The sequence below is a fragment of the Terracoccus luteus genome (assembly GCF_003635045.1).
In the GTDB taxonomy this organism is placed as follows: Bacteria; Actinomycetota; Actinomycetes; order Actinomycetales; family Dermatophilaceae; genus Terracoccus; species Terracoccus luteus.
In genome coordinates this window covers 1,435,683-1,457,321 of record NZ_RBXT01000001.1, presented here as the reverse complement: position 1 = coordinate 1,457,321, position 21,639 = coordinate 1,435,683, and the positions used below count along the sequence as shown (strand labels likewise).

At 73.1% G+C, this 21,639-nt stretch carries 21 protein-coding genes and 4 tRNA genes; 6 read left to right on the top strand and 19 right to left on the bottom strand.

Annotated features, from left to right (window positions below):
* Positions 1–10 precede the first annotated feature (10 nt).
* From DFJ68_RS06695 to ligD, 6 genes are all read right to left on the bottom strand, one after another.
* Positions 11–87: transfer RNA gene (locus tag DFJ68_RS06695), tRNA-Val, on the bottom strand.
* Between the two features lie 93 nt (positions 88–180).
* The gene (locus DFJ68_RS06690) at positions 181–732 is read right to left on the bottom strand and encodes a TIGR02611 family protein (RefSeq protein WP_121032066.1); all 552 of its coding nucleotides are present in this window, start codon (positions 730–732) and stop codon (positions 181–183) included.
* Complete coding sequence (locus DFJ68_RS06685) at positions 729–1,574, bottom strand: aminotransferase class IV (protein WP_121035161.1); 846 nt, start codon at positions 1,572–1,574, stop codon at positions 729–731. Before DFJ68_RS06685 ends, DFJ68_RS06690 begins: the two co-directional genes overlap by 4 nt.
* Before the next feature lie 32 nt (positions 1,575–1,606).
* Complete coding sequence (locus DFJ68_RS06680; protein ID WP_121032064.1) at positions 1,607–2,674, bottom strand: chorismate-binding protein; 1,068 nt, start codon at positions 2,672–2,674, stop codon at positions 1,607–1,609.
* A gap of 34 nt (positions 2,675–2,708) precedes the next feature.
* Entirely contained in the window at positions 2,709–3,191 is a 483-nt protein-coding gene (locus tag DFJ68_RS06675; protein ID WP_121035160.1) for a glutathione peroxidase, read from the bottom strand.
* A gap of 61 nt (positions 3,192–3,252) precedes the next feature.
* The gene (gene ligD / locus DFJ68_RS06670; protein WP_121032062.1) at positions 3,253–4,227 is read right to left on the bottom strand and encodes a non-homologous end-joining DNA ligase; all 975 of its coding nucleotides are present in this window, start codon (positions 4,225–4,227) and stop codon (positions 3,253–3,255) included.
* A 180-nt stretch (positions 4,228–4,407) separates the two neighbouring features.
* Between ligD and DFJ68_RS06665 the strand changes: the two genes are divergently transcribed.
* The 4 genes from DFJ68_RS06665 to DFJ68_RS06650 all read left to right on the top strand — a co-directional run bounded on the left by DFJ68_RS06665 (position 4,408) and on the right by DFJ68_RS06650 (position 10,316).
* On the top strand, positions 4,408–5,430 hold the full coding sequence (locus DFJ68_RS06665; protein ID WP_121032060.1) for a 3-oxoacyl-ACP synthase III: 1,023 nt from the start codon (positions 4,408–4,410) through the stop codon (positions 5,428–5,430).
* A complete protein-coding gene (locus DFJ68_RS06660; RefSeq protein ID WP_338067410.1) occupies positions 5,427–8,111 on the top strand; it encodes an alpha/beta fold hydrolase in 2,685 nt (894 codons plus the stop codon). Before DFJ68_RS06665 ends, DFJ68_RS06660 begins: the two co-directional genes overlap by 4 nt.
* On the top strand, positions 8,108–9,100 hold the full coding sequence (locus DFJ68_RS06655) for an NAD-dependent epimerase/dehydratase family protein (RefSeq protein WP_121032058.1): 993 nt from the start codon (positions 8,108–8,110) through the stop codon (positions 9,098–9,100). Before DFJ68_RS06660 ends, DFJ68_RS06655 begins: the two co-directional genes overlap by 4 nt.
* 211 nt (positions 9,101–9,311) lie before the next feature.
* A complete protein-coding gene (locus DFJ68_RS06650) occupies positions 9,312–10,316 on the top strand; it encodes a zinc metalloprotease (RefSeq protein WP_121032056.1) in 1,005 nt (334 codons plus the stop codon).
* 97 nt (positions 10,317–10,413) lie between these two features.
* On the opposite strand, the gene DFJ68_RS06645 is transcribed toward DFJ68_RS06650, so the two are convergent.
* The 4 genes from DFJ68_RS06645 to DFJ68_RS06630 form a co-directional block, all read right to left on the bottom strand.
* A complete protein-coding gene (locus DFJ68_RS06645; protein ID WP_121032054.1) occupies positions 10,414–10,746 on the bottom strand; it encodes a putative quinol monooxygenase in 333 nt (110 codons plus the stop codon).
* 76 nt (positions 10,747–10,822) lie between these two features.
* On the bottom strand, positions 10,823–11,860 hold the full coding sequence (locus DFJ68_RS06640) for an NAD(P)-dependent alcohol dehydrogenase (RefSeq protein ID WP_245963511.1): 1,038 nt from the start codon (positions 11,858–11,860) through the stop codon (positions 10,823–10,825).
* Positions 11,857–12,705 carry an iron-sulfur cluster assembly protein gene (locus tag DFJ68_RS06635; RefSeq protein WP_121032052.1) on the bottom strand — a complete coding sequence of 283 codons (849 nt, stop codon included), beginning with the start codon at positions 12,703–12,705 and terminating at the stop codon, positions 11,857–11,859. The genes DFJ68_RS06640 and DFJ68_RS06635 overlap by 4 nt, the downstream gene beginning before the upstream one ends.
* A gap of 2 nt (positions 12,706–12,707) precedes the next feature.
* A complete protein-coding gene (locus DFJ68_RS06630; protein WP_121032049.1) occupies positions 12,708–13,775 on the bottom strand; it encodes an amidohydrolase family protein in 1,068 nt (355 codons plus the stop codon).
* 182 nt (positions 13,776–13,957) lie between these two features.
* On the opposite strand from DFJ68_RS06630, the gene DFJ68_RS06625 reads away from it, so the two are divergent.
* Positions 13,958–15,514, top strand: a complete 1,557-nt coding sequence (locus DFJ68_RS06625; RefSeq protein WP_245963510.1) for an AAA-type ATPase lid domain-containing protein — start codon at positions 13,958–13,960, stop codon at positions 15,512–15,514.
* Positions 15,515–15,530: 16 nt separating this feature from the next.
* Here DFJ68_RS06625 and DFJ68_RS06620 read toward each other — a convergent pair whose 3' ends face one another.
* The 8 genes from DFJ68_RS06620 to DFJ68_RS06585 form a co-directional block, all read right to left on the bottom strand.
* Positions 15,531–15,926: a fluoride efflux transporter FluC gene (locus tag DFJ68_RS06620; RefSeq protein WP_121032047.1), complete on the bottom strand. Its 396-nt coding sequence runs from the start codon at positions 15,924–15,926 to the stop codon at positions 15,531–15,533.
* Entirely contained in the window at positions 15,923–16,504 is a 582-nt protein-coding gene (locus DFJ68_RS06615; RefSeq protein WP_245963509.1) for a fluoride efflux transporter FluC, read from the bottom strand. The genes DFJ68_RS06620 and DFJ68_RS06615 overlap by 4 nt, the downstream gene beginning before the upstream one ends.
* A complete protein-coding gene (locus DFJ68_RS06610; protein ID WP_147431523.1) occupies positions 16,450–16,671 on the bottom strand; it encodes a hypothetical protein in 222 nt (73 codons plus the stop codon). The genes DFJ68_RS06615 and DFJ68_RS06610 overlap by 55 nt, the downstream gene beginning before the upstream one ends.
* Positions 16,672–16,967: 296 nt before the next feature.
* A tRNA-Val gene (locus tag DFJ68_RS06605) sits at positions 16,968–17,042 on the bottom strand.
* Between the two features lie 18 nt (positions 17,043–17,060).
* Positions 17,061–17,131, bottom strand: a tRNA-Cys gene (locus DFJ68_RS06600).
* 33 nt (positions 17,132–17,164) lie between these two features.
* Positions 17,165–17,237, bottom strand: a tRNA-Gly gene (locus DFJ68_RS06595).
* Between the two features lie 136 nt (positions 17,238–17,373).
* Positions 17,374–18,600: a YihY/virulence factor BrkB family protein gene (locus tag DFJ68_RS06590; RefSeq protein ID WP_211333281.1), complete on the bottom strand. Its 1,227-nt coding sequence runs from the start codon at positions 18,598–18,600 to the stop codon at positions 17,374–17,376.
* Positions 18,601–18,643: 43 nt separating this feature from the next.
* A complete protein-coding gene (locus DFJ68_RS06585) occupies positions 18,644–19,576 on the bottom strand; it encodes a PPK2 family polyphosphate kinase (protein WP_121032043.1) in 933 nt (310 codons plus the stop codon).
* A gap of 59 nt (positions 19,577–19,635) precedes the next feature.
* On the opposite strand from DFJ68_RS06585, the gene DFJ68_RS06580 reads away from it, so the two are divergent.
* A complete protein-coding gene (locus tag DFJ68_RS06580; protein ID WP_121032041.1) occupies positions 19,636–20,394 on the top strand; it encodes a dihydrofolate reductase family protein in 759 nt (252 codons plus the stop codon).
* Positions 20,395–20,424: 30 nt separating this feature from the next.
* Here DFJ68_RS06580 and DFJ68_RS06575 read toward each other — a convergent pair whose 3' ends face one another.
* Positions 20,425–21,630 carry an alpha/beta hydrolase family protein gene (locus DFJ68_RS06575; RefSeq protein ID WP_121032039.1) on the bottom strand — a complete coding sequence of 402 codons (1,206 nt, stop codon included), beginning with the start codon at positions 21,628–21,630 and terminating at the stop codon, positions 20,425–20,427.
* Between the last annotated feature and the right edge of the window lie 9 nt (positions 21,631–21,639).

Below are 21,639 nucleotides of genomic sequence, written 5' to 3'. Positions count from 1 at the left end.
CGTCGTGCGCTGGTGGACGTAAAGGGACTCGAACCCCTGACCTCTCGCGTGTGAAGCGAGCGCTCTAACCAACTGAGCTATACGTCCGGGCGCCCACCGGTGGCGGGCGACGGATGAACGATAGCCGGTCGTGTGCGGCGACCGGAAATCGCCCCCCGGGCGGCACCGACGCGGGCGCGGTCAGTCGACCCCGGGCAGCCGCTGGAGCCACTGGGCGGCCCAGTCGGGCACGAACTGCGGCACGCCCTGCCAGGCGAAGTAGCCCCAGAACAGCAGCCACACGAAGGCGAGGGTGGCCAGGCCGACGAGCCCCCGCACCCAGACGGGCTGGGCCATCAGCCAGCGGTTCCAACGCTCCAGCTGGCGCTTGCCGAAGGCGAGCAGCCGCTGGGCGAACTCGAACTCGCTGGCGAGGATGGCGATGCCGGCGAAGACGACGAGCCAGCCCGGGCCGGGGGCGGGCACCATGATGAGCCCACCGATGGTGACGATGCCGCCGACGACGCCGACGGCGATGCGGTACGCGAGATGGGTCGCCTTGTTGCGGCGCAGCTTTGCCCGCCAGGCCCACCGGTCCTCGTCCGCGTCGAGGGTGACGTTGCGGTCGCCGTAGTCGACGTCACCGCGCCGGTCCTGACGCGTGTCCGAGCCCCTGCCGGGACGTACGTCGGGGCGCCCGTCGACTCGACCGTCGGGGCCGGCGTCGGGGTGCTCGTGCTGGTCGGTGCTCACGGGTCGAGGTCTCCTGCCGCGCGCTCGCGGAACACGGCCTGCAGCCGCTCGGTCAGTGGCCAGGGGGCGGGCAGCTCGCGCTCGTCGACGGCGTGCACCGGGAGCACGTCCTTCGTCGAGCTGGTGATGAAGACCTCGTCGGCGCTCCCGAGCACGTCGAGCGGCAGCGCCGTCTCGCGGACGGGCACGTCGGCCTCGCGGGCCCACTCGATCGTCAGCTCGCGCGTGATGCCGCCGAGGGCGCCGGAGTCGAGCGGCGGCGTCAGCACCTCGCCGTCGACGACGACGAAGACGTTGCTGCCGGTGCACTCGCACAGCTCGCCGCGGGTGTTCGCGAACACCGCCTCGATCGCACCGACCGACTTGGCCCGAGCGAGGGCGACGACGTTCTCGGCGTACGAGGTGGTCTTGAGGCCCGCGACGGCCGAGCGCTCGTTGCGGGTCCACGGCACGACCGCGAGCTTGCCGGATGCCGGGGGGCGGGCCTGGTCGGCGGCGAGCACGATGTAGGTCAACGCGGCGTCGTCACGGTCGGAGCCGAGGGGGCCCACGCCGCCGGTGACGCTCCAGCGCAGACGACCGAACTCGATGGGCGGACCGTCGAGCACGGCCGCGATGCCCTTCTCGACGACGGCGAGGTCAGGGGCCGGGAGACCCAGGCCGGCCGCCGAGCGCAGCAGCCGCTGCTGGTGGCGAGACACCGCGAAGGGTGCGCCGTCGACGATCTTGGCCGTCTCGAAGACGCCGTCACCGACGGTGACGGCGTGGTCGAGGGCGGAGACGGCGGCCCGGGTGGGCTCGACGAGGTCGCCGTCGACCCAGACGCGTGTGTTCGTGCTCATGCTGTCGGTCTCGTCCGTTCGCTCGCGGGTGTTCATGGTGACACAGCGCCGGCGGCCAGCCCCACGAGACGCGCAGCCTTGAGCTCGGTCTCGCGCCACTCCCCGACGGGGTCGGAGTGCCACGTGATGCCGGCCCCGGTCCCGAACCGCAGCCACCGCCCACCCCCGGCGTCCCGCTCGGCCCAGAACGTGCGGATGCCGACCGCCAGCTCGGCGGCGTCGGCCCCGGCGTCGACCCAGCCGACCGCCCCGCAGTAGGGCCCGCGAGGCACCGGCTCGAGGTCGGCGATGGCCTGGAGCGCACTCGACTTCGGCGCACCGCTCACCGACCCGGGCGGGTAGGCGGCGGCGAGGACGTCACGCCACGTCGTGCCCGCACGCAGCCGGCCGGAGACGGTCGAGACGAGGTGGACGAGCCCGGGGTGCGTCTCGACGACGCACAGCTCGTCGACCGAGACGGTGCCGGGCCGGCTCACGGGCGACAGGTCGTTGCGCACGAGGTCGACGATCATGACGTTCTCGGCGTGGTCCTTCGGCAGCAGCTGCTCGGCGGTGGGCGCGGTGCCCTTGATGGGGCGGCTGACGACGCGGCCGTCACGCACCCCCAGGTACAGCTCGGGTGACGCGCAGACCACGTCGAGACCCGCCTCGGCGCACCGGATGCGCGCGGCGTGCGGGGCCGGGTTGCCCTGTCGCAGCAGCGAGTCGAGACCGTCGAGGTCGGCCCCGTCGTCGAGCCGGTGGCTGACGACCCGGCACACGTTGACCTGGTAGACGGTCCCGGCGGCGATGCGCGAGCGCACCTCCTGCACCGCGGCGACGTAGGCGTCACGGTCGAGCGAGGTGTGCCAGTCGCCGTCGAGCGGCCGCCAGGCCGGTGGAGGCGTCACGGGGGTCGACACCTCCCCCAGGGCACCGGCCGGGCCACCCGGCATCCGGGGCTCGACGTGGGCGAAGCGGACGGCGGTGACGGCACCCTCGAAGGTGGCCACGACGGCCCAGAACCCCTCGCCCGCCGAGAGTGCCTCGAGGGCGTCGTCGCCGCGGCGCACGTCGACGACACCGTGGGCGGTGCGGTCGGCGAAGGTGGCGTGGTCCACCCGCAGATCGTAGGGGTCGAGGACGCCGCCCCGGTCAGGCCTCGAGGGCCTTCTCGATGTCGTCGGCGATCGACGCGGGGTCGGTGTTGGGGGCGTAGCGACCGAGCACCCGGCCGTCACGGCCGACGAGGAACTTCGTGAAGTTCCAGCGGATCTTGTCGCCGATGAGGCCGCCGCGCTGCGACCGCAGCCACTTCCAGACGGGGTGCGCGTCGCGGCCGTTGACGTCGACCTTGGCGAACATGGGGAAGGTCACGCCGTAGTTCTTCTGGCAGAACTCACCGATCTCGTCCTCGGTGCCCGGCTCCTGGCTGCCGAACTGGTTGCATGGGAAGCCGAGCACCCGCAGGCCCCGCGCGCCGTACGTCTCCTGCAGCCGTTCCAGCCCGGCGAGCTGCGGGGTGAACCCGCACCTGCTCGCGGTGTTGACGACGAGCACGACGTCGCCCTCGTACTCCGAGAGCGGCTGCTCCTGCCCCGTCAGGGTGGTGGCGCTGAAGTCGCTGAGCGTGGTCACGGTTCTCCTCCGGTCGGGCAGGTCGCACGAGGCGGCCAGGGCGGGGCGGGTGCCCGCCACCTCATTGTGCGTCGGGTTCCGGGGGAACGGCTGCACCCTCCCGCTCGTCGCGGTCGGCCCACTCGAGCAGCGCCGAGAAGTCGAAGACGGCGTCGTCGATGCCCTCGTGCAGGTCGCCCAGCTCGGCGAACCTCGCCGGCATCGTCGCGATGGTGAGGTCCTGCGGCTCGACGTCGGCGACCTCGTCCCACCGCAGCGGGGCCGAGACCGTTCCGCGGGCGTTGCCGCGAACGCTGTAGGCCGCCGCGATGGTGTGGTCGCGGGCGTTCTGGTTGTAGTCGACGAAGAGGTCGCTGGGTGAACGGTCCTTGCGCCACCACGTCGTCGTCACGTCGTCCGGCATCCGTCGCTCGACCTCGCGGGCGAAGGCGAGGGCGCCACGGCGCACGTCGGAGAAGCCCCACTGCGGGTCGATGCGCACGTAGACGTGCAGCCCCGAGCCGCCCGACGTCTTGGGCCAGCCCACGGCGCCGAGCTCGTCCAGCACCTCGTGCGTCACCGCCGCGGCGCGACGCACCGTGTCGAAAGGGCAGTCGGGCATGGGGTCGAGGTCGATGCGCCACTCGTCGGGCTTCTCGGTGTCGGCGCGGCGGCTGTTCCACGGGTGGAACTCGACCGTCGACATCTGCACCGCCCACGCCACGTCGGCGAGGTGGGTGACGCACAGCTCGTCGGCGTGCAGCCCGTAGCGCGGGAAGTGCAGCCGCACCGTCTGCACCCACGGCGGCGCCCCGGCGGGCAGGCGCTTCTGGTGCACCTTGGGCCCGTCGACCCCCTTGGGGAAGCGGTGCAGCATGCACGGTCGCTCGCGCAGGGCCCGCACGATCCCGGGGCCGACCGAGAGGTAGTAGTCGAGCAGGTCGCGCTTGGTCTCGCCGCGCTCGGAGAAGTAGACGCGGTCGGGACTGCTGAGGCGCACGACCCGGTCGTCGACCTCGATCTCGACGGCGGGAGTCTTGCTCGACGCGGGGGCCATGGGCGATTCCACCACGGATGCCGGGTGGCACGGTGCGAGCGCACCCCCGCGGACGTGATCTACTTTCGGGTACACATGAGGCGCCGCCGCGCGGGTCGGCGACGCCTCTCGGGGGGTCGGGACACCGACCGGCCCGACACGAGACACGGCATGACGAAGAGACAGGCGCAAGGGGCCAGCATGAGCGGAAACGCAACCTTCCGGTACGCGAACACGGCGGTCCTGTCCGTCTGCGCCGTCGACGCCCCGGTGGTGATGACGTCCGACGCCTTCGACGAGAAGCTGCTCGAGACCTACGCCCGCGTCGGGCTCCGCTCGGGGATGCTCGAGCGGCTCGCCGGCATCCGTGAGCGGCGCTGGTGGCCCGAGGGCGTCAGCTTCACCGAGGGTGCGGCGACCGCGGGTGCGAAGGCGCTGGCCGAGGCCGGCATCGACCCCTCGCGCGTCGGGCTCATGGTCAACACGTCGGTGTCGCGAGAGCACCTCGAGCCGTCGATGGCAGTGCAGATCCACCACGCGCTCGGGCTGCCGACGAGCTGCCTCAACTTCGACCTCGCCAACGCCTGCCTCGGCTTCGTCAACGGCATGCAGCTCGCCGCCACGATGATCGACGCCGGGCAGATCGACTACGCCGTCGTCGTCGACGGCGAGAGCTCGCGGCACACGCAGGAGGTCACGCTCGAGCGCCTGTCGCAGCCCGACGCGACCGCCAACGACGTCCTGTCGCAGTTCGCCACGCTGACGCTGGGCTCCGGCGCCGCGGCGATGGTGCTCGGCCGCGCCGACCAGCACCCCGAGGGTCACCGCATCGTCGGTGGCGTCGCCCGTGCGGGCACCGAGCACCACGACCTCTGCGTGGGTGACCTCGAGTGGATGCGCACCGACACCCGCGGCCTGCTCGAGGCCGGCATCGCCCTGTCGCGCGAGACGTGGGAGGACGCCAAGGCCGAGTTCGACTGGAGCGACATGGACCGCTACGTCGCGCACCAGGTCTCGACCGTGCACACCAACGCCATGTGCGAGGCCCTCGAGCTGCCCGCCGACCGCGTGCCGCTCACCTTCCCCACCCGGGGCAACATCGGGCCCGCCGCGGTCGCTGTCACCCTCGCGCAGGAGGTCGACTCGCTGCAGTCGGGCGACCGCGTGCTGCTGCTCGGCGTCGGGTCGGGCCTCAACGTGTCCTGCCTCGAGATCGCCTGGTGATTCTCGCCCCCTCCGACGTGACCGCCCCTGACGGCCCCGTCGCCGATGGCGTGCGCCCGGCCACGGCGCCGTCGCACGCGGGACTGGCCGACGACGTGCTCGAGCGGCTCCCGGGGGTGGATGCTCGTTGGTCGCGGTACGTCGACGTGCCCGACACCGACGGCACGTCCGACGCCGCCGGGCGGTCGACCCGTCGCTGGCACGTGCTCGACAACCGCGTCGACCCGTCCGGCCCGGACGGGCAGGGCACGGTGCTCGCCGTGCACGGCAACCCGACGTGGAGCTACCTGTGGCGGCGCCTCGTCGCGGCCGCCCCGCGCGGCTGGCGCGTCGTCGCCGTCGACCAGCTCGGCATGGGCTTCTCCGAGCGCACGGCACCGCGCACCCTGGCGCAGCGGGTCGACGACCTCGGTGCGCTGACCGCGGCCCTGGGCATCACGGGCCCCGTCGTCACCGTCGCCCACGACTGGGGTGGCCCGGTGTCGCTGGGCTGGGCCCTGGCCCACCGGGAGCAGCTGCGCGCCGTCGTGCTCACCAACACCGCGGTGCACCAACCGGCCGGGTCGGCCGCCCCCGGCCTCATCCGCCTCGCCCGCACCCCCGGCATCCGGCAGCTGTCGTGCGTCGTGACACCGACGTTCGTACGGGCGACGACGGCCCTGTCGCGCCCGCCGCTGCCCGCACCGGTGCGGGACGCGTTCGCGGCCCCCTACGACTCGGTGTCGCGGCGGGTCGCCGTGGGTGACTTCGTCGCCGACATCCCCTTCGAGGGCGAGCACGAGAGCGCCGGCACGCTCGACACCATCGCCGAGGGTGTCAGGCACCTCGACGTGCCCGCGCTGCTGCTGTGGGGCCCGCGCGACCCGGTCTTCACCGGGGTGCACCTGGCCGACCTCCGCGAGCGGATGCCGCACGCCGACGTGCACCGGTACGAGGGCGCCTCGCACCTCGTCGTCGAGGACGCCCCCCGGGCGGTCGACGACGCCTGGCGCTGGATCACCGCCACCGTCGAGAGGCCACTTCCCGACGCCACCTCCACCGTTGAGAGGCCACTTCCCGACACCCACGCGCCCCTCTGGCAGGGCCTGCTCGACCGCGCCGGTGACCCCGCCACGGCGGTCGTCGAGCTCGGGGGCGAGGGTCGCCGCATCGGGTTCGACCTGCTGGAGCAGCGGGTGCGTGACCTCGCCGCGGGGCTCGTCCTGCACGGTGTTCGGCCGGGCCACCGGGTCGCCCTGCTCGTCCCGCCCGGTGCCGACCTCACCCTCGCCGTCTACGCGTGCTGGCAGGCCGGTGCCTCGGTCGTCGTCGCCGACGCGGGCCTCGGTCTGCGCCGCATGGGCCGGGCCCTCCGCGGTGCCCGCCCGGACCACCTCATCGCGATCGACCGCGGACTGGCCGCCGCGGCCGCCATGCGCGTGCCGGGCGCGCGCGTCGTGTCCGGCCCGCGCCTGCCGCGCGCCGTCGAGCGCGCGCTCGGCGTGACGGCATCCGTCGGCGAGCTCGTGGATGCCGGTCGGCGGCGTCCCGACGTCGTCCCCACCCCGCGCGGCGACGACGCGGAGTGCGCCGTCCTCTTCACGTCGGGCGCCACCGGCGCCCCCAAGGGGGTCGTCTACCGCGGCCGGCAGCTGCGGGCGCAGCTCGCGGCGCTGCGGGCCACGTACGGCCTGACGGCCGACGACCGCCTCGTGGCCGCCTTCGCCCCCTTCGCGCTCTACGGTCCCGCCCTCGGGCTCGCCTCGGCGGTGCCCGACATGGACGTCACCGCCCCGGCCACCCTCACCGCGACAGCGCTGGCCGACGCCGTCGCCGCGGTCGAGGGCACCGTGGTCTTCGCCTCCCCCGCCGCCCTGCGCAACGTCGTGCATACCGCGAGCTCGCTGACGCCACAACACCGTTCGGCTCTGGCCGGAGTGCGACTGCTCATGTCCGCCGGCGCCCCGGTGCCCGCGTCGCTGCTGCACGAGGTGGCCGCCCTCGTCCCCCAGGCGCGGCTGCACACGCCCTACGGCATGACCGAGTGCCTGCCCGTCGCCGACATCTCGCTCGCCCAGATCGACGCCGCCGGCCACGGGGACGGCGTCTGCGTCGGCCACCCGGTGCCCGGAGTGACCGTCGCCCTCAGTGCTCTCGACGCCGACGGTCGTGCGACCGGCGCCCTCGCCGACGCCACGGGGACGACAGGCGAGATCTGCGTCCGTGCCGACCACGTCAAGGACCGGTACGACCAGCTGTGGGCCACCGAGGCCGACAGCTCCCGCGACCACGGGTGGCACCGCACCGGCGACGTCGGGCACCTCGACGACGACGGCCGCCTCTGGGTCGAGGGCCGGCTCGTGCACGTCGTCACCACCGCCGACGGCCCCCTCACGCCGGTGGGCCCCGAGCAACGGGTAGAGGCTGTCGGCGACGTCGCCCTCGCGGCGTTCGTCGGGGTCGGCCCGGTGGGCACGCAGCAGCCGGTCGTCGTCGTGACGACGACCGGCTGCGCCCGTCCCGGGCTCGCCGACGCCGACCTCGCCCGCGCGGTCCGTGGCGCTGCTGCAGTGGGCGTCGCCGCCGTGCTCGTCACCGACCGGATGCCGGTCGACATCCGTCACGCCTCCAAGATCGACCGCGCCCGCGTGGCCCGCTGGGCCGAGCGGGTGCTCGCCGGTGAGCGGGTGGGCCGGCCGTGAGGGTGCTCGTCACCGGCGCGAGCGGACTGCTCGGCGGGCGGACCGCGACCGCCCTGGCCGACCGGGGTGACGACGTGACGGTGCTGCAGCGCCGTGCCTCCGGCCTCGGGCTGCGTGAGGTCCGTGGCGACGTCACCGACCGCGACACGGTGGCCCGGGCCGCCGAGGGGCACGACGCGGTCGTGCACCTCGCCGCCAAGGTCGACGTCACCGGGCGGTGGTCAGACTACGAGCGGGTCAACGTCGGGGGCACCGCCGCCGTCGTGGCGGCCTGCCGCGCCGCCGGGGTTCGCCGGCTCGTGCACGTCAGCTCGCCCTCGGTCGCCCACGCGGGCGAGTCGCTCGTCGGCGTGGGCGCCGGCCCGGCCGACCCGGCGACGGCCCGGGGTCACTACGCGCGCAGCAAGGCGCTGGCCGAGCAGGTCGCGCTCGGCGCCGACGGTGACGGCCTGGCCGTCGTGGCCGTACGGCCGCACCTCGTCTGGGGCCCCGGTGACACCCAGCTCGTCGCCCGGCTCGTCGACCGCGCCCGGTCGGGTCGCCTGCCCGTCGTCGGCACCGGAGCGGCCCTCATCGACAGCACCTACGTGACGAACGCGGTCGAGGCCCTCGTCGCCGCCGTCGACCGGTGCGAGAGCGCCCACGGCCGTGCGGTCGTCGTCAGCAACGGCGAGCCGCGGCCCGTGGCCGAGCTCGTCGCCGACATCTGCCGGGCGGCGGGAGCGCCTGCCCCTCACCGCCGCGTGCCGACCGTGGCCGCGCTGACGGCCGGCGCCGTCGCCGAGGGGTGGGTGGCCGCCCGCGGAGCGGTCCAGCGCCTCACCGGGCGACCCCCCGCGGCCACCGACCCGCCCCTGACCCGTTTCGTCGTCGAGCAGCTGACGACGGCCCACTGGTTCGACCAGCGCGAGACGCGCGCGCTGCTGGGCTGGACCCCGAGGGTGTCCGTCGAGCAGGGGCTGGCCGAGCTGGCGGCGTCGCTGCGCTGAGGCGCCACCCGCCGGTCGGCACCGGCCACATCACCGGCCGGTCCGCCGGCCGCACCGCGGCTTGCACCGCGGCTCGCACCGCCTTTCGTCCCTTTTCGGCGCCCCTGTCGGGGACCTGCGCCGTCACCGGACCGGGTAGCCCTTGACCGCGGACCCCGGGGGCACCAGCCTCGGTCCCGGGGGGAGTCCTCCACCGACGACAGGAGACGACATGAGTGGTGTTCTCACACGCCCGCGCACACGCCGGACGGCCTATCTGGCCGCCGTCGCGCTGGCGGCAGGTGGACTGCTGACGACAGGGGCGACGACGAGCGCGCAGGCGGGTGCCCCGGCGGCCCCCGCGGGCGAGCAGTGCGCACCCGGGGGCGACACGGCATCCACGCCGGGCTCGTCCGCGGCGAGGGTGACGGCCGGTCACGGTGGACGCGACCGCAACTCGATGACGGCCGCGCAGTCGGCGAAGTGGGACGCGGCCCTGCAGCAGCGGGTCGCCCAGCGCAACCTGGCCCAGCGCGCGCAGGTGGGTCGGTTCGCGCCCATCGACATCGACGTCCGTGTGCACGTCATCACCCGCAACAACGGCACCGGCGGCGTCACGCCCAAGCAGGTCGTCGACCAGATCAAGGTGCTCAACGAGGCCTACGCCGGCAAGACGGCGGGCGCGTCGACGTACACGCCGTTCCGGTTCACGCTGAAGTCGTACGACGTCACCGCCAACAGCGACTGGTACAACTTCGGCGACGACGACGAGCGCCCGGCGAAGAAGAAGCTGCACAAGGGCGGCTACGACGACCTCAACATCTACATCGCCAACCTCGACGGCGGCCTGCTCGGGTACGCCTACTACCCGCAGGACCAGGTCGGCTACCTCGACGGTGTCGTCGTGCTCGGGGCCAGCCTGCCCGGCGGGTCGGCCGCGCCGTACAACGAGGGCGACACCCTGACGCACGAGGTCGGCCACTGGCTCGGTCTCGCGCACACGTTCGACAACGGGTGCACGGCTCCCGGCGACCGCGTCGACGACACGCCCTACCAGGCCGACGGCGACAACATCTTCTTCTGCCGCGAGTCCGACAACACGTGCAAGCAGCCCGGCCGCGACCCGGTGCACAACTTCATGAGCTACGGCGACGACCCCTGCCTCGACCGCTTCACCGAGGGCCAGGGCTACCGGATGCTGCTCAGCTGGCTGGCGTTCCGCGACCCGGCCGCCTGACGACCGACAGCACGACAGCACGACGAGGCCCCGGGGCAGCTGCCCCGGGGTCTCGTCGCGTCACCCGTGAGCGGCCAACGCGCGCAACGGATCTCGTTCAGGCGGAGCGGGGCTGGATCTCCCCCATCGGCCCGAAGTCGGAGACCTCGTCGGAGTCGACGTAGATGATCTGCGGCTGGGCCGCGACGATGTCGGGCATCTCGGCCATGAAGCGCGTGACGTGCTGCTGCGCCATGTGCTCCTTGCCGGCCGCGTCGTCGCGGAAGCCCTCGATGCACACGAACGTGTTCGGCTCGAGCACACTCTCGGAGAACTCGAAGAAGACGTTGCCGGGCTCGGCGGTCACGGACTCGGCGTAGAACCGCGAGAGGTCGCGCCACTCGTCGAGCTTGTCCTCCCGGATGGGGAACTTGACGAGGATGAGGATCACTGGGGCTCCTGGTGGTCGGTCGGGAAGGGTGGTGGGCCGGCGGGTCCGCCGCGCCGGGCGCGGCGGACCCCACCGCTCACGGGGTGAGGATGGCGCGACCGCGTACCCGCCCGCCGTCGAGGTCGTCGACGGCGGTCTGGAAGTCGTCGAGCCGGTACTTCTGGGTGTGCAGGGTCACCATGCCACGGGCGGCCAGCGCCATGAGGTCCGACAGGTCGTTGTACGACCCGACGAGGTTGCCGATGATGTTGATCTCGTCGGAGACCATGTCGATCGTCGGCACCGTGATGTCCTCGCCGTAGCCGACGACGTAGTAGTCGCCCGCCGGCCGCAGCATGGCGATGCCCTCGGCGGTCGCGCCGCCCTCGCCGACGAAGTCGATGACGGCCTCGGCCCCCAGGCCCGCGGTGAGCTCGCGCACCGCGTCGACGTGGCCGCCGTCGCCGGGCACACCTTCGTCGGCGCCGATCGACTCGGCGAGCTTCAGGGCCTCGGGGTTGCGGTCGACGACGACGAGCCGGGCCGGCGAGAGCGCCCGCATGACCTGGATGCCGATGTGCCCCAGACCGCCCGCGCCGATCATCACGCACGTGTCCCGTGGGGTCAGCCGGCGCGCCGCCTTGGCGGCCGCGTGGTACGCCGTGAGGCCGGCGTCGGCCAGGGCCGCGACGTCGGAGGGCTCGAGGGCGCTGTCGATCTTCACGCAGCTTCGCGCCGTCGTACGGATGTACTCGGCGTAGCCCCCGTTCGTGCTGATGCCGGGGAACTCGTTGTTCTCGCAGTGCACGTCGTCGCCCGAGCGGCACGCCCGGCAGAGGCCGCACGTGATGAGCGGGTGGAGGATGACGGTGTCGCCCTCCTTGACGTTCGTCACCGCGCTCCCGACGGCATGCACCCAGCCGGCGTTCTCGTGGCCGATCGTGTACGGCAGGGTCACCTGCGACTTCTCGGCCCACTGCCCCTCGAGGATGTGCAGGTCGGTGCGGCACACCCCCGCGCCGCCGACGCGCACCACGACGTCGTACGGGTTCTCGACCTGGGGCACCGGCAGCTCGGTCATCTCGAGCTTCTGGTGGTAGCCGACGACCTGGACGGCCCTCATGGTCTCGCTCATCGATGGGTCTCCTTGACTGTCAACGGGATCAGGTGGTGGTGGTCTCCCGGCTCGGCGCCGTCGGACCGCTGGGTCTGGTCGGCGCCGGAGCCCTCGTACCGGGTGCGAAGCAGCCCGCGGCAGAAGTGCGCGTTGCCGTCGACGGAGATGCGCGTCGAGCGCGCCCGGCGCAGCGCCATCGGCACCTCGCCCTCCGCGTACGAGCGGCCCTCGGCGTCGACGAGCACGAGGTCGTCGGCGCCGAGCGACAGCCCGAGGGCCTCCCGCCGGCGCAGCAGCGAGTCGGTGTGGTCGGATGCCGGGAGGTCGCGCAGGCGCACCCGGCCGGCGTCGGCCTCGGCGCGGTCACGGTCGGCGCGGAGCCAGTCGGTGAGGCACCGCTCCATCGCCGCGGTGTGCGCCTTGCGCCGGAAGGTGGCCCGCAGCTCGTCGAGGTCGCGCTCCGCCTCGTGGCGGAAGGTGCCGCGGTAGCCCGCGTCGGCGGCGAGCCCCGCGTTGATGAGGTCGCTGTCGTGGTGGTCGTCGAGCTCGACGACCACCGTGTCCACCCACGGCAGCGACGTCAGGGCGTCCTTCGCGTCGGAGGCCATGAGGTAGGCGAAGTTCGGCGAGCAGAACGAGGTGGGCAGGCGCAGGTGCACGCTGACCCGCACACCGGCATCCGTCTGCGCGACGTCGACCGAACGGACGAAGCCGAGGTCGGTGACCGGCTCGTCGAGCTCGGGGTCCATGACGACGTCGAGCGCGCGGAACGCCTGGTCCTCACGGGCCGACCGCCCGGTCGACTGATCGGTCGACTGATCGGGCGACCGCCCGGCCGACCGCTCGAGGGGGGCGATGCTCATCGTCAGACCCCCGCCAGGGCGTTCGTGTCCTGCGCGCGCTCGGCGACGTCGTCGGCGCCGCGGGGGCCGGTCGTCGTCTCGTCGGCGTCGGGCAGCTGCAGCTCGGCCGGCACGTCGAGGCCGTAGACCTTGGCCGCGTTGAGGCCGAGGATCTTCTTCTTCTGCGCCGTCGTGAGCGGCGCGTACTCGGTCATGTCCTCGGGGATCTGGAAGTCGACGAAGCTCTCGACCAGCCACTTCGGCGTCCACAGCGCGTAGTCGGAGCTGAAGAAGATGCGGTCCTCGCCGATCCAGTAGAGCAGCTCGCCGATGATCTGGGCGAAGTAGCGCGGGCGCGTGTGGATGAACGGCATGGCCACGGCGAGCCCGCCGTAGACGTTCGGCTCCTGCGTCGCGATCCAGCAGAAGTCCTCGAGACGCGGCAGGCCGACGTGCTCGACGACGAAGTTGAGGTCGGTGAAGTCGGTCGCGGCGTGGTCGACGTCGGCGACGTCGAACGCGTCACGGTCGAGGGGGCGGATCGTGGGGCCCTTGTGCACGTGGATGTTCCTGATGCCGAGCTCCCGGCACACCTCGAAGTACCGGTAGGTCTCCGGGTCGGACAGCTTGTAGCCGCGGGAGTCCCCGTGCCACTCGGCGGTGTAGAGCTTGACGCCCTTGAGGTCGTACTTCTCGGCGGCGGCGCGCAGGGCGTCGAGGCCCGCCTCACCGTTGCGCGGGTCGAAGTGGTGGTTGTACGTCAGCTTGTCGGGGTGGGCCTGGGCGAGCGCCGCGGCCTCCTCCTCCTGACCGAACCCGCGCTCGTAGAACTCCCCGAGGTAGGCCGGCTGGAAGATGGCGTGGTCGACGTAGCCGTCGGTGAAGAGGTCCTTCATGAGACGGTCGCCGCCCTGGTAGAGGTACTCCTCGTAGGTCCACAGCTCCGACTCCGGGCTGAGGTTGCGGTGGTAGTCGTAGAAGCAGTCGATGAACTGCTTCCCGTGCACGTTGCGCTGGTTCTCCGGTCGGGCGTCCCAGAGCGCGATGTGCGCGTCGCAGATGTAGTACTTCTCGCCGTCCTTGCTGTACATCGGTTCTCCTCGCAGGGGTGATCGTCGGTGATCACGGCCGACATTAGGGCGGCGGTCGGCGCGCGCCACCCCCTCCGGCGTCTCAATCTGAGACACCGCCCTTGGCGCACCTCCGCGGCGGCCGGGTCGGAGAGGTAGCGTCGGGGCACCGGTCGACGAGCGACGGGTGGGAGGCGGCGACGGTGCCGGCGAGCGACGACGTGGTGAGCCACCGGGCGGGCCTGCTGCGCGCGCCCGACGGAGAGGCCCTGCCCCAGCGGGTCGTCGCGTCGTGGCAGCGCAGCGCCGACTACGGGGTCGACCTCGAGACCGTCGAGCCGGTGTTCTCCGGCACGCCCGTCACCGACTCGCTGTTCGCCGAGTGCGGCCAGGAGGTGCTCTCGGGCCTGCACCGCACCCTCGAGAACGAGCCGATCAGCCTCATGCTCACCGACGCCGACGGTCTCGTGCTCGGGCGCCTCAGCGGTGACACGTCGCTGCTCAGGGCGCTGGATGCCGTGCACCTCGCCCCCGGGTTCGCCTTCTCCGAGCGCGAGGCGGGCACGAACGGGCTCGGTCTGGCCCTCGCCGACCGCGTGCCCTCGGTGGTGCGAGCCGAGGAGCACTACAGCCTCAGCCTCTGCACGTACACGTGCGCCGCCGTACCGGTGCTCGACCCGGTGTCCGGCCGGCTCGAGGGAGCGGTCAACATCACGACGTGGTCGCGCTCGAACAGCGACCTGCTGCTCGCCCTCGCCCAGTCGGCGGCGAGCAACACCTCCGCCCTCATGCTCGCCCGCTCGCAGGGCCGCCGACCCCGGCCCGCCCCCCGGGGCGAGGTGGTGCGGGTCGAGAGCGCCCGGCTCGAGCCCGGGTCGGGCACCGCGCACGAGCTCGGCGAGGCGTGGTCGGATGCCGTGGGGCGGGCCGCCCACGCCCTCGCCGCCGGGCGCGTGGTGGCCGCGGTGGGCGAGGCCGGCTCCGGGAGGGCGACGCTGCTCGCCCAGGCGCTGCGCCGGGCCCGCCCGCACGACCGCATCCTCAGCGCGGCCGCTCCTCCGCCCGCCGACGTCGAGACGTGGCTGGCCCTGTGGGCTCCCGAGGTGGGCAAGCCCCACACCGGCGTCATCGTGCGCGACGTCGACGTGCTGCCCGCGTGGTCGGCCCCGGCCCTGCGGAGTCTGCTCGTGGGCCGTCCGTCGGGAGCAGGTCCGGTCGGTGGTGCGGTGGTCGGTCTTGGCGGCGGTCGGCCCGGCGGGACGACGGCAGGCGACCACCCGGCATCCGGCGCAGGATGGGCGGTGACGGCGGAGTCGGCGAACGCCCTGCCCGCCGAGCTCGCGCCCCTCGTCGACGTCGTGGTGGAGGTCGCGCCGCTGCGCGACCGGGTCGAGGACGTCATGCGCCTGGCCGAGCACGTTGCGCACCGGGCCCGGGGCCGGGCCATCGAGTTCACCCCGACCGCGCGTCGGGCACTGGAGTCGTGCCCGTGGCCGGGCAACGTCGAGCAGCTCGTGCGGGCCGTGCGGCACGCCGTGTCGCGGACGAACGTCGTCGACGTCGCGCACCTGCCCGCCGAGGTCCTGTCGGGCTCGTCGCGGGCGCTGACCCGCATCGAGGCGTTCGAGCGCGACGAGATCGTGCGGTGCCTGACCCGACCCGGTGCGACGATGAAGGACGCTGCCGCCGAGCTGGGGATGAGCCGGGCGACGGTGTACCGCAAGCTCGGCTACTACGACCTGCAAGTGCTGCGCGACTGAGGGCAGCGACAGTGGTTCAGGCGGTGAGCCACCAGCCGAGCGCGGCCGCCCCGACGGCGAGCACGAGGGTGCCGAGCAGGTTGGTGGCGGCGAGGGCGACCTCGCGTCGCTCGCCGAGGCGGGCGGTCTCGACCATGGCCGTGCTGAAGGTCGTGTAGCCGCCGCAGAAGCCGGTACCGAGGACGGCGGCGGTCGTCGCGGGGAGGTGGCCGCCCTGCAGGGCTCCGGTGAGGGCCCCGAGGGCGAGGGACCCCGTGACGTTGATGAGCACGGTGGCCGCCGGGAACGGCCCGGGTGCGCCGGTGGCGCTGCGTCGGGTCCGCGCCCGGGTGACGGCGTCGTCGAGCAGGTAGCGGGCCGCGGCGCCCACCCCGCCGGCCAAGGCGAGCAGCGCCACGGACCACGGGTTCACCGGTCCCGCCCGTCGTCGGAGGTTGGTTCGGGGGCTGCGCGGGGCGTGGCGGTCGAGTCGCCGTCGGGGTCGACGGGCGCGGCGGAGCCACCGGACGTAGGGGCGGTGCGGCCACCGAGGCGCAGGCCGACGAGGGCCGCCACAACACCCGCCACGAGCGAGACCACGACGTAGGCCAGGGCGAGGGCCGGCCAGCCGTCACGGACGAGCCGGTCGGTCTCGACGGCGAAGGTGCTGTACGTCGTGTAGCCGCCGAGCACCCCGGTGCCGAGGGCGAGGCGGGTGGCGCGACGGGCCGGGGTCTCGGCACCACGTGCGGCCATTGCGCCCAGGAACAGACCCAGCACGAGCGCCCCGGTCAGGTTGACGGTGAGCGTGCCCCACGGCATCCCCTCACCGGCCGGCAGGGACTGCTCGACGCCGTAGCGGGCGAGCGTGCCGGCGGTGCCGCCGGCGAGGACGAGAAGACTGCCGCCCTTTCGTGAGGGGGCGGCAGCCGGTAGCGCTGAGGGTCCGGTGCGGCTCAGCGGCGCGAACCCGGGGTCGGCCGGTGGCGCGAGGCGCTGTCGGGCACCCACTCGTCGTCGTCGAAGGCGTGCCAGACGACGGGCGCCGGCCGTGCCGGGGTGGCGCGGGGCGCCTCGTGGCGGGCCGCGGTGGAGGTGCGGTGCCGGGTCAGACCGAGGAGCAGCCGTCGCAGGCTGAGCGGTGGGCTGTGCACGATGTGTCGCGATGCAGTAGTCATGGAGGGGTCCTACTCACGCCGTTGGAGGTAGCCCAGGCCGGCGGAGGGGGCCGACGCTGGACCTTCAGGATGGCAGATGCCGGGGATGTCAGCACCTCGAAGCGGTCGAAATTCTGGACACCGCCCCAAACGGACATGTCGTGCGTACTCCCCCGGCCACGGAGCGAGGTCAGATCGCCGGTCATGTCGCGGTCGACGGGGTCATGGCGCCGGATGCCGCGACATGACGCGCGACGTGACCCGGGAACGCGGAAGGCGCCCGGGCCGCTGTCGCGGCTCGAGCGCCTTCGTCGTGCTGGTGGGCGATACTGGGTTTGAACCAGTGACCTCTTCCGTGTCAAGGAAGCGCGCTACCACTGCGCCAATCGCCCGAGTGCGTCTCACGACCGAGGTGGAGACGGGATTTGAACCCGTGTACGCGGCTTTGCAGGCCGCTGCCTCGCCTCTCGGCCACTCCACCGCTTGAAGGCAAGACCTCTGGAGTTTGCCTCCGAGCGGACGACCGGGCTCGAACCGGCGACCTCAACCTTGGCAAGGTTGCGCTCTACCAACTGAGCTACGTCCGCGGAACACCAGCGGTGTAACTTCCCCGCGGTGCGAGGTAAACGTTAGCGGATCCCCGGACCAGACACAAAACCGGGTCGTCGCGGGGCCGCCGAAGAGCGCCGGATGCCGGTCGCTGAGCACGAATCGCCCTGTCCTTCAGCGGGGGTCGGCGTCACGGCCACCGCGTAGGCCGTGCGAGAGCTCCCGCTCGATGGCCTCGGCGAAGGCCGACCGCTCGCGCTTGGCGAACTGCTGCTCGAGGGCCCGGCGGGTGGCCTCGTCGTCGAAGCCCGGCAGCGCGTCGCCCGCCCCGTCGGCACCCGCCGGCGCGTCCGCCCGCTCATCCGGCCCACCGGCATCCGGCCCGCTGTCGGCCAGCGCGACCTCGGCGGGCGTCACGGTCGGCGACGCCCCCACTGACCCGGCTGCGGGCGACACCGCCGGTCGGCGGAAGCGGGAGCGGGCCTGGCTGATGAGCCGGCGTGAGGTGGGGTCGAACAGCCGGACCGGCCAGATGACGCGCGTCGCGGCGTTGAGGCCGGCGCCGATGAGGATGGCGATCGCGAGGGTGTAAAGCCAGATGAGCAGCACGATCGGCGTGCTGAGGGGCCCGAAGATGGTCGTCGAGCCGCCGAGGGTGGCCTGCAGCGCGACGCGGACGACGACCGAGGCGAGCAGCCAGATGACGAGGGCCAACGCGGCGCCGGGCACGTCGCGCCACCACGAGGCCCGTCGCGGCATCGAGACCTGGTAGAGCGTCGTCAGGCCGGCGACGCTGAGCAGCAGCACGAAAGGCCAGTAGAGCAGGCCGATGAAGTCGAGCTGGCTCGGCAGCCAGCCGCGCACGAGCTCGGGGCCGACGAGCACGAGCGGCAGCGTGACGATCGCCGCGAGGATGCCGATGACGTAGAGGACGATGCTCACCGCCCGCATGTGCACGATCCCGCGGACGTCCTTCTGCCCGTACATGATCGAGATCGTGTCGACGAAGACGTTGAGGGCCCGCGAGCCCGACCAGATCGACAGCAGGAAGCCGACCGAGACGAGCTCGGCCCGGCCGCCCCGCAGCACGTCCTCGATCGTCGGCAGCACGAGCTCGGTGACGCTGGCCTCGGTGAGGAAGCGCAGCGCGTACTGCTCGATGCTCTCGACGACGACGGAGACGGTCTCCGGCCCCAGCCACCGGCCCACGTAGCCGAGGCCACCGAAGAGGCCCAGCACGAGAGGCGGCAGCGACAGCAGCATGTAGAACGCCGCCTCCGCCGCGAGACCGGTGACGCGGTAGCGCAGACACGTGTTGAACGTCTGCAGCGTCAGGCGCGCGAGGGTGAGCAGGCCCGGTACTCGCCCGAGTCCGGCCCTCAGCCGCGTTCTCCAGGTCATCGGCTCGAGGTTATCCGCCGAGCCTGTCCGGCGAGCGCCCGCCTCAGCTCTCGGCCAGACGCACCTTCTCGATCTCGACGTCGAAGTCGGCGGCCGGCCACTGGAGGTCCATCGACCGCAGTGCCTCGAGCAGCAGCTGCTGCACGGCCAGCCGGGCGTACCACTTGCGGTCGGACGGCACGACGTACCAGGGCGCGCCCACCGTCGACGTCTTGTCGAGCACGGCCTGGTAGCCCTCCATGTAGGCGTCCCAGTGCAGCCGCTCGTCGACGTCGCCCGGGTTGTACTTGTAGAACTTGTCGGGGCGGTCGAGCCGCTCGGCGAGGCGCGAGCGCTGCTCGTCCTTGCTGATGTGCGTCATCACCTTGACGACGTGGATGCCGGCGGCCGCGGCCCTGCGCTCGAAGGCGTTGATCTGGGCGTAGCGCTTCGACCACACCTCGCGCGGCACGATGTCGTGGACCCGGACGATGAGCACGTCCTCGTAGTGGGAGCGGTCGAAGACCCCGAGCTGGCCCGGCTCGGGCAGCGCCTTCTCGATGCGCCACAGGAAGTCGTGGGCCAGCTCCTCCTTCGTCGGCGACTTGAAGGCGGTGGCGCGCACGCCCTCGGGGTTGACGGCGACGACGTGGCGCATGATGCCGCCCTTGCCCGAGGTGTCCATGCCCTGCACGACGAGCAGCAGCGAGCGCTTCGAGCCCGCCGTCGACTCGGCGAAGAGACGCTCGAGCAGGTCGCCCAGCTCGGCCTCCGAGGCGCGCAGGGCGGCCTGACCCGCCACCTTGTCTCCGTCGAACGCGGGCGTCGAGTGAGGGTCGACGTCGGCGAGCACGAAGCCCTTGGCCACCCGCAGCGCGGAGCCGAAGTCACCCAGCGCGTCGAGCGACTCCTTCTCGTGCTTGGCGATCGCCTTGTCCTTCGCGATCTGCTTCGCGTCGTCGGCCTTCTGGTTCTTGTCCCTCTTCTTCGCGCCCATCCGGTCATCCTGCCGGACGTGGCGTCGCGGTGGGCGGACCCGCGCCCGATACTGACGACATGCGCCTGCTGCTCCAGAGCCCGGATGCCGTGTCCGCTGCCATCGGTGGCGAGCTGACCCCCGACGCCCTCTTCGAGGCGTACCGCCCTCCCGTCGACACCGACCGTGGGTGGATGCGGTGCAACATGGTCACCTCGGTCGACGGTGCAGCGACGGGCGCCGACGGGAAGTCGGGCTCGCTCAACGACGACGCCGACCACGTCGTGTTCGAGCAGCTGCGCGCGGCCGCCGCCGCGGTGGTGGTCGGGGCGGGCACCATTCGCGCAGAGGGCTATCCGCCGCTGACGGTCGCCGATGACCTGGTGCGGCTGCGCCGCGACCGGGGACTGGCCGACCGGCTCGTGCTCGTCGTCGTGACGCAGCACGGCGAGGTGCCACCGACGGTGCAGGGCGTCACCGACGGCTCGGTGCTCGTCGCGCTCCCCCGGTCGTCGGGCCTCGTCGACGAGGCCCGTGGCCACGTCGGCGACGGCAACGTGCTCGTCTGCGGTGACGACCACGTCGAGCCCGACGAGCTGGTGCGGCAGCTCGGGGACCGGCGCCTGCACCACCTGCTCTGCGAGGGCGGTCCGGGCCTGCTCGGCACCCTGCTCGCGGCCGGACTCGTCGACGAGCTCTGCTACACGATCGCACCGCACGTCGTCGGGGGTGACGCCCCGCGCACCGTCGGCGAGCGCGGCACCCCGGCCGAGCTCGACCTGCGCCTGCTCGTCGAGCAGGACGGCACCGTCATGGGCCGCTGGCTGGTCCGTCGCTGACGGCCGGCCTCCCGATCGGATCAGGTCCGGTCAGGTCGACCGAGGTCGACCGAGGTCGACGAGGAAGTCGCGCACCGCCCGTTCCCAACGGACCGGGTCGGTGTTCCACTCACGGCAGTGGCGGGCGACCTCCCACCGCTCCAGCCGGACGAGGTCGGGCCGCCGCTCGGCAAGGGCGAGGGCAGCCGTGTCGGGGACGAACGCGTCGCCGGCCGAGGCGATGACGAGCATGGGACGGGTCAGCTCGTCGGCCCGGGTCACCCAGTCGGTGAGGGCGACGTCGACGGGCTCGATCACCCCGACGAGACGCCGCGCGTGGGACGAGGCCATGAGGCCGGTCGTCAGCGACACGAGCGGGCTCGGGAAGCGGTTGGTGCGGGCGTGGTGCGCGATGACCGACCCCCAGTCGACGACCGGGCTGTCGAGCACGACGGCGACGACGTGGTGCGCGAGCGGCGACTGCGCGAGCAGCTGTAGGGCGATGGCTCCGCCCATCGACCAGCCGAAGAGCACCACCCTCCGGGCGCCGTGCTCGACGGCGTACCTCACGGCGGCCTCGACGTCGCGCCACTCGGACAGGCCGAGGTTGTAGCGGCCGTCCGGCCCCCGCGGGGCGTCGCGGTCGTTGCGGTACGCGACGACGAGAGCCGACCACCCGGCATCCTGCAGGACGGGCACCGCCCGCAGCGTCTCCTCCTTGCGGGCGCCGCGGCCGTGCACGAGCACTGCCCAGTCGCCCCCGCCACCGCTGGGTGAGGGCGGGCGGACGAGCCACGCCGGCATGGCGCCCACGTCGGAGCGCACCTCGACGTCCTCGTCGGCCAGGCCGAGGCTGACCGACGGGCGGTCCCAGTAGTAGTACTGGTTCCAGCGGGCCGGGCCGACGGCCACCTCGCCGCGGTCGACCGACACGAGGGCACGGCGCACCGTCGTCGCGTCACGCGAGAGCACCTCTCCCACCCGCAGGTGGCCGCGGCCGCCGTCGAGCCACACGCCGTACCGTCCCGGTGCCGTCGTGTCGACGGTGGCGCCGAAGGTCACCGAGTCGCCGTCGTGGGCCGTGACGGCCACGTCGTCCGGCTGCAGCTCGTCGGGGGTCAGCACCCGGCGCGCGATGTAGGCGCTCGTGGCGACGGTCGCCGAGGCCATGCCGAGGGCGCTGCCCGCTCCGGCCGCGGCGGCCACGAGGGCCGGCCGCGTCACGAGCCGACGCCGGCGTGAGGTCCCGCTCGCCATGCCGCGCGC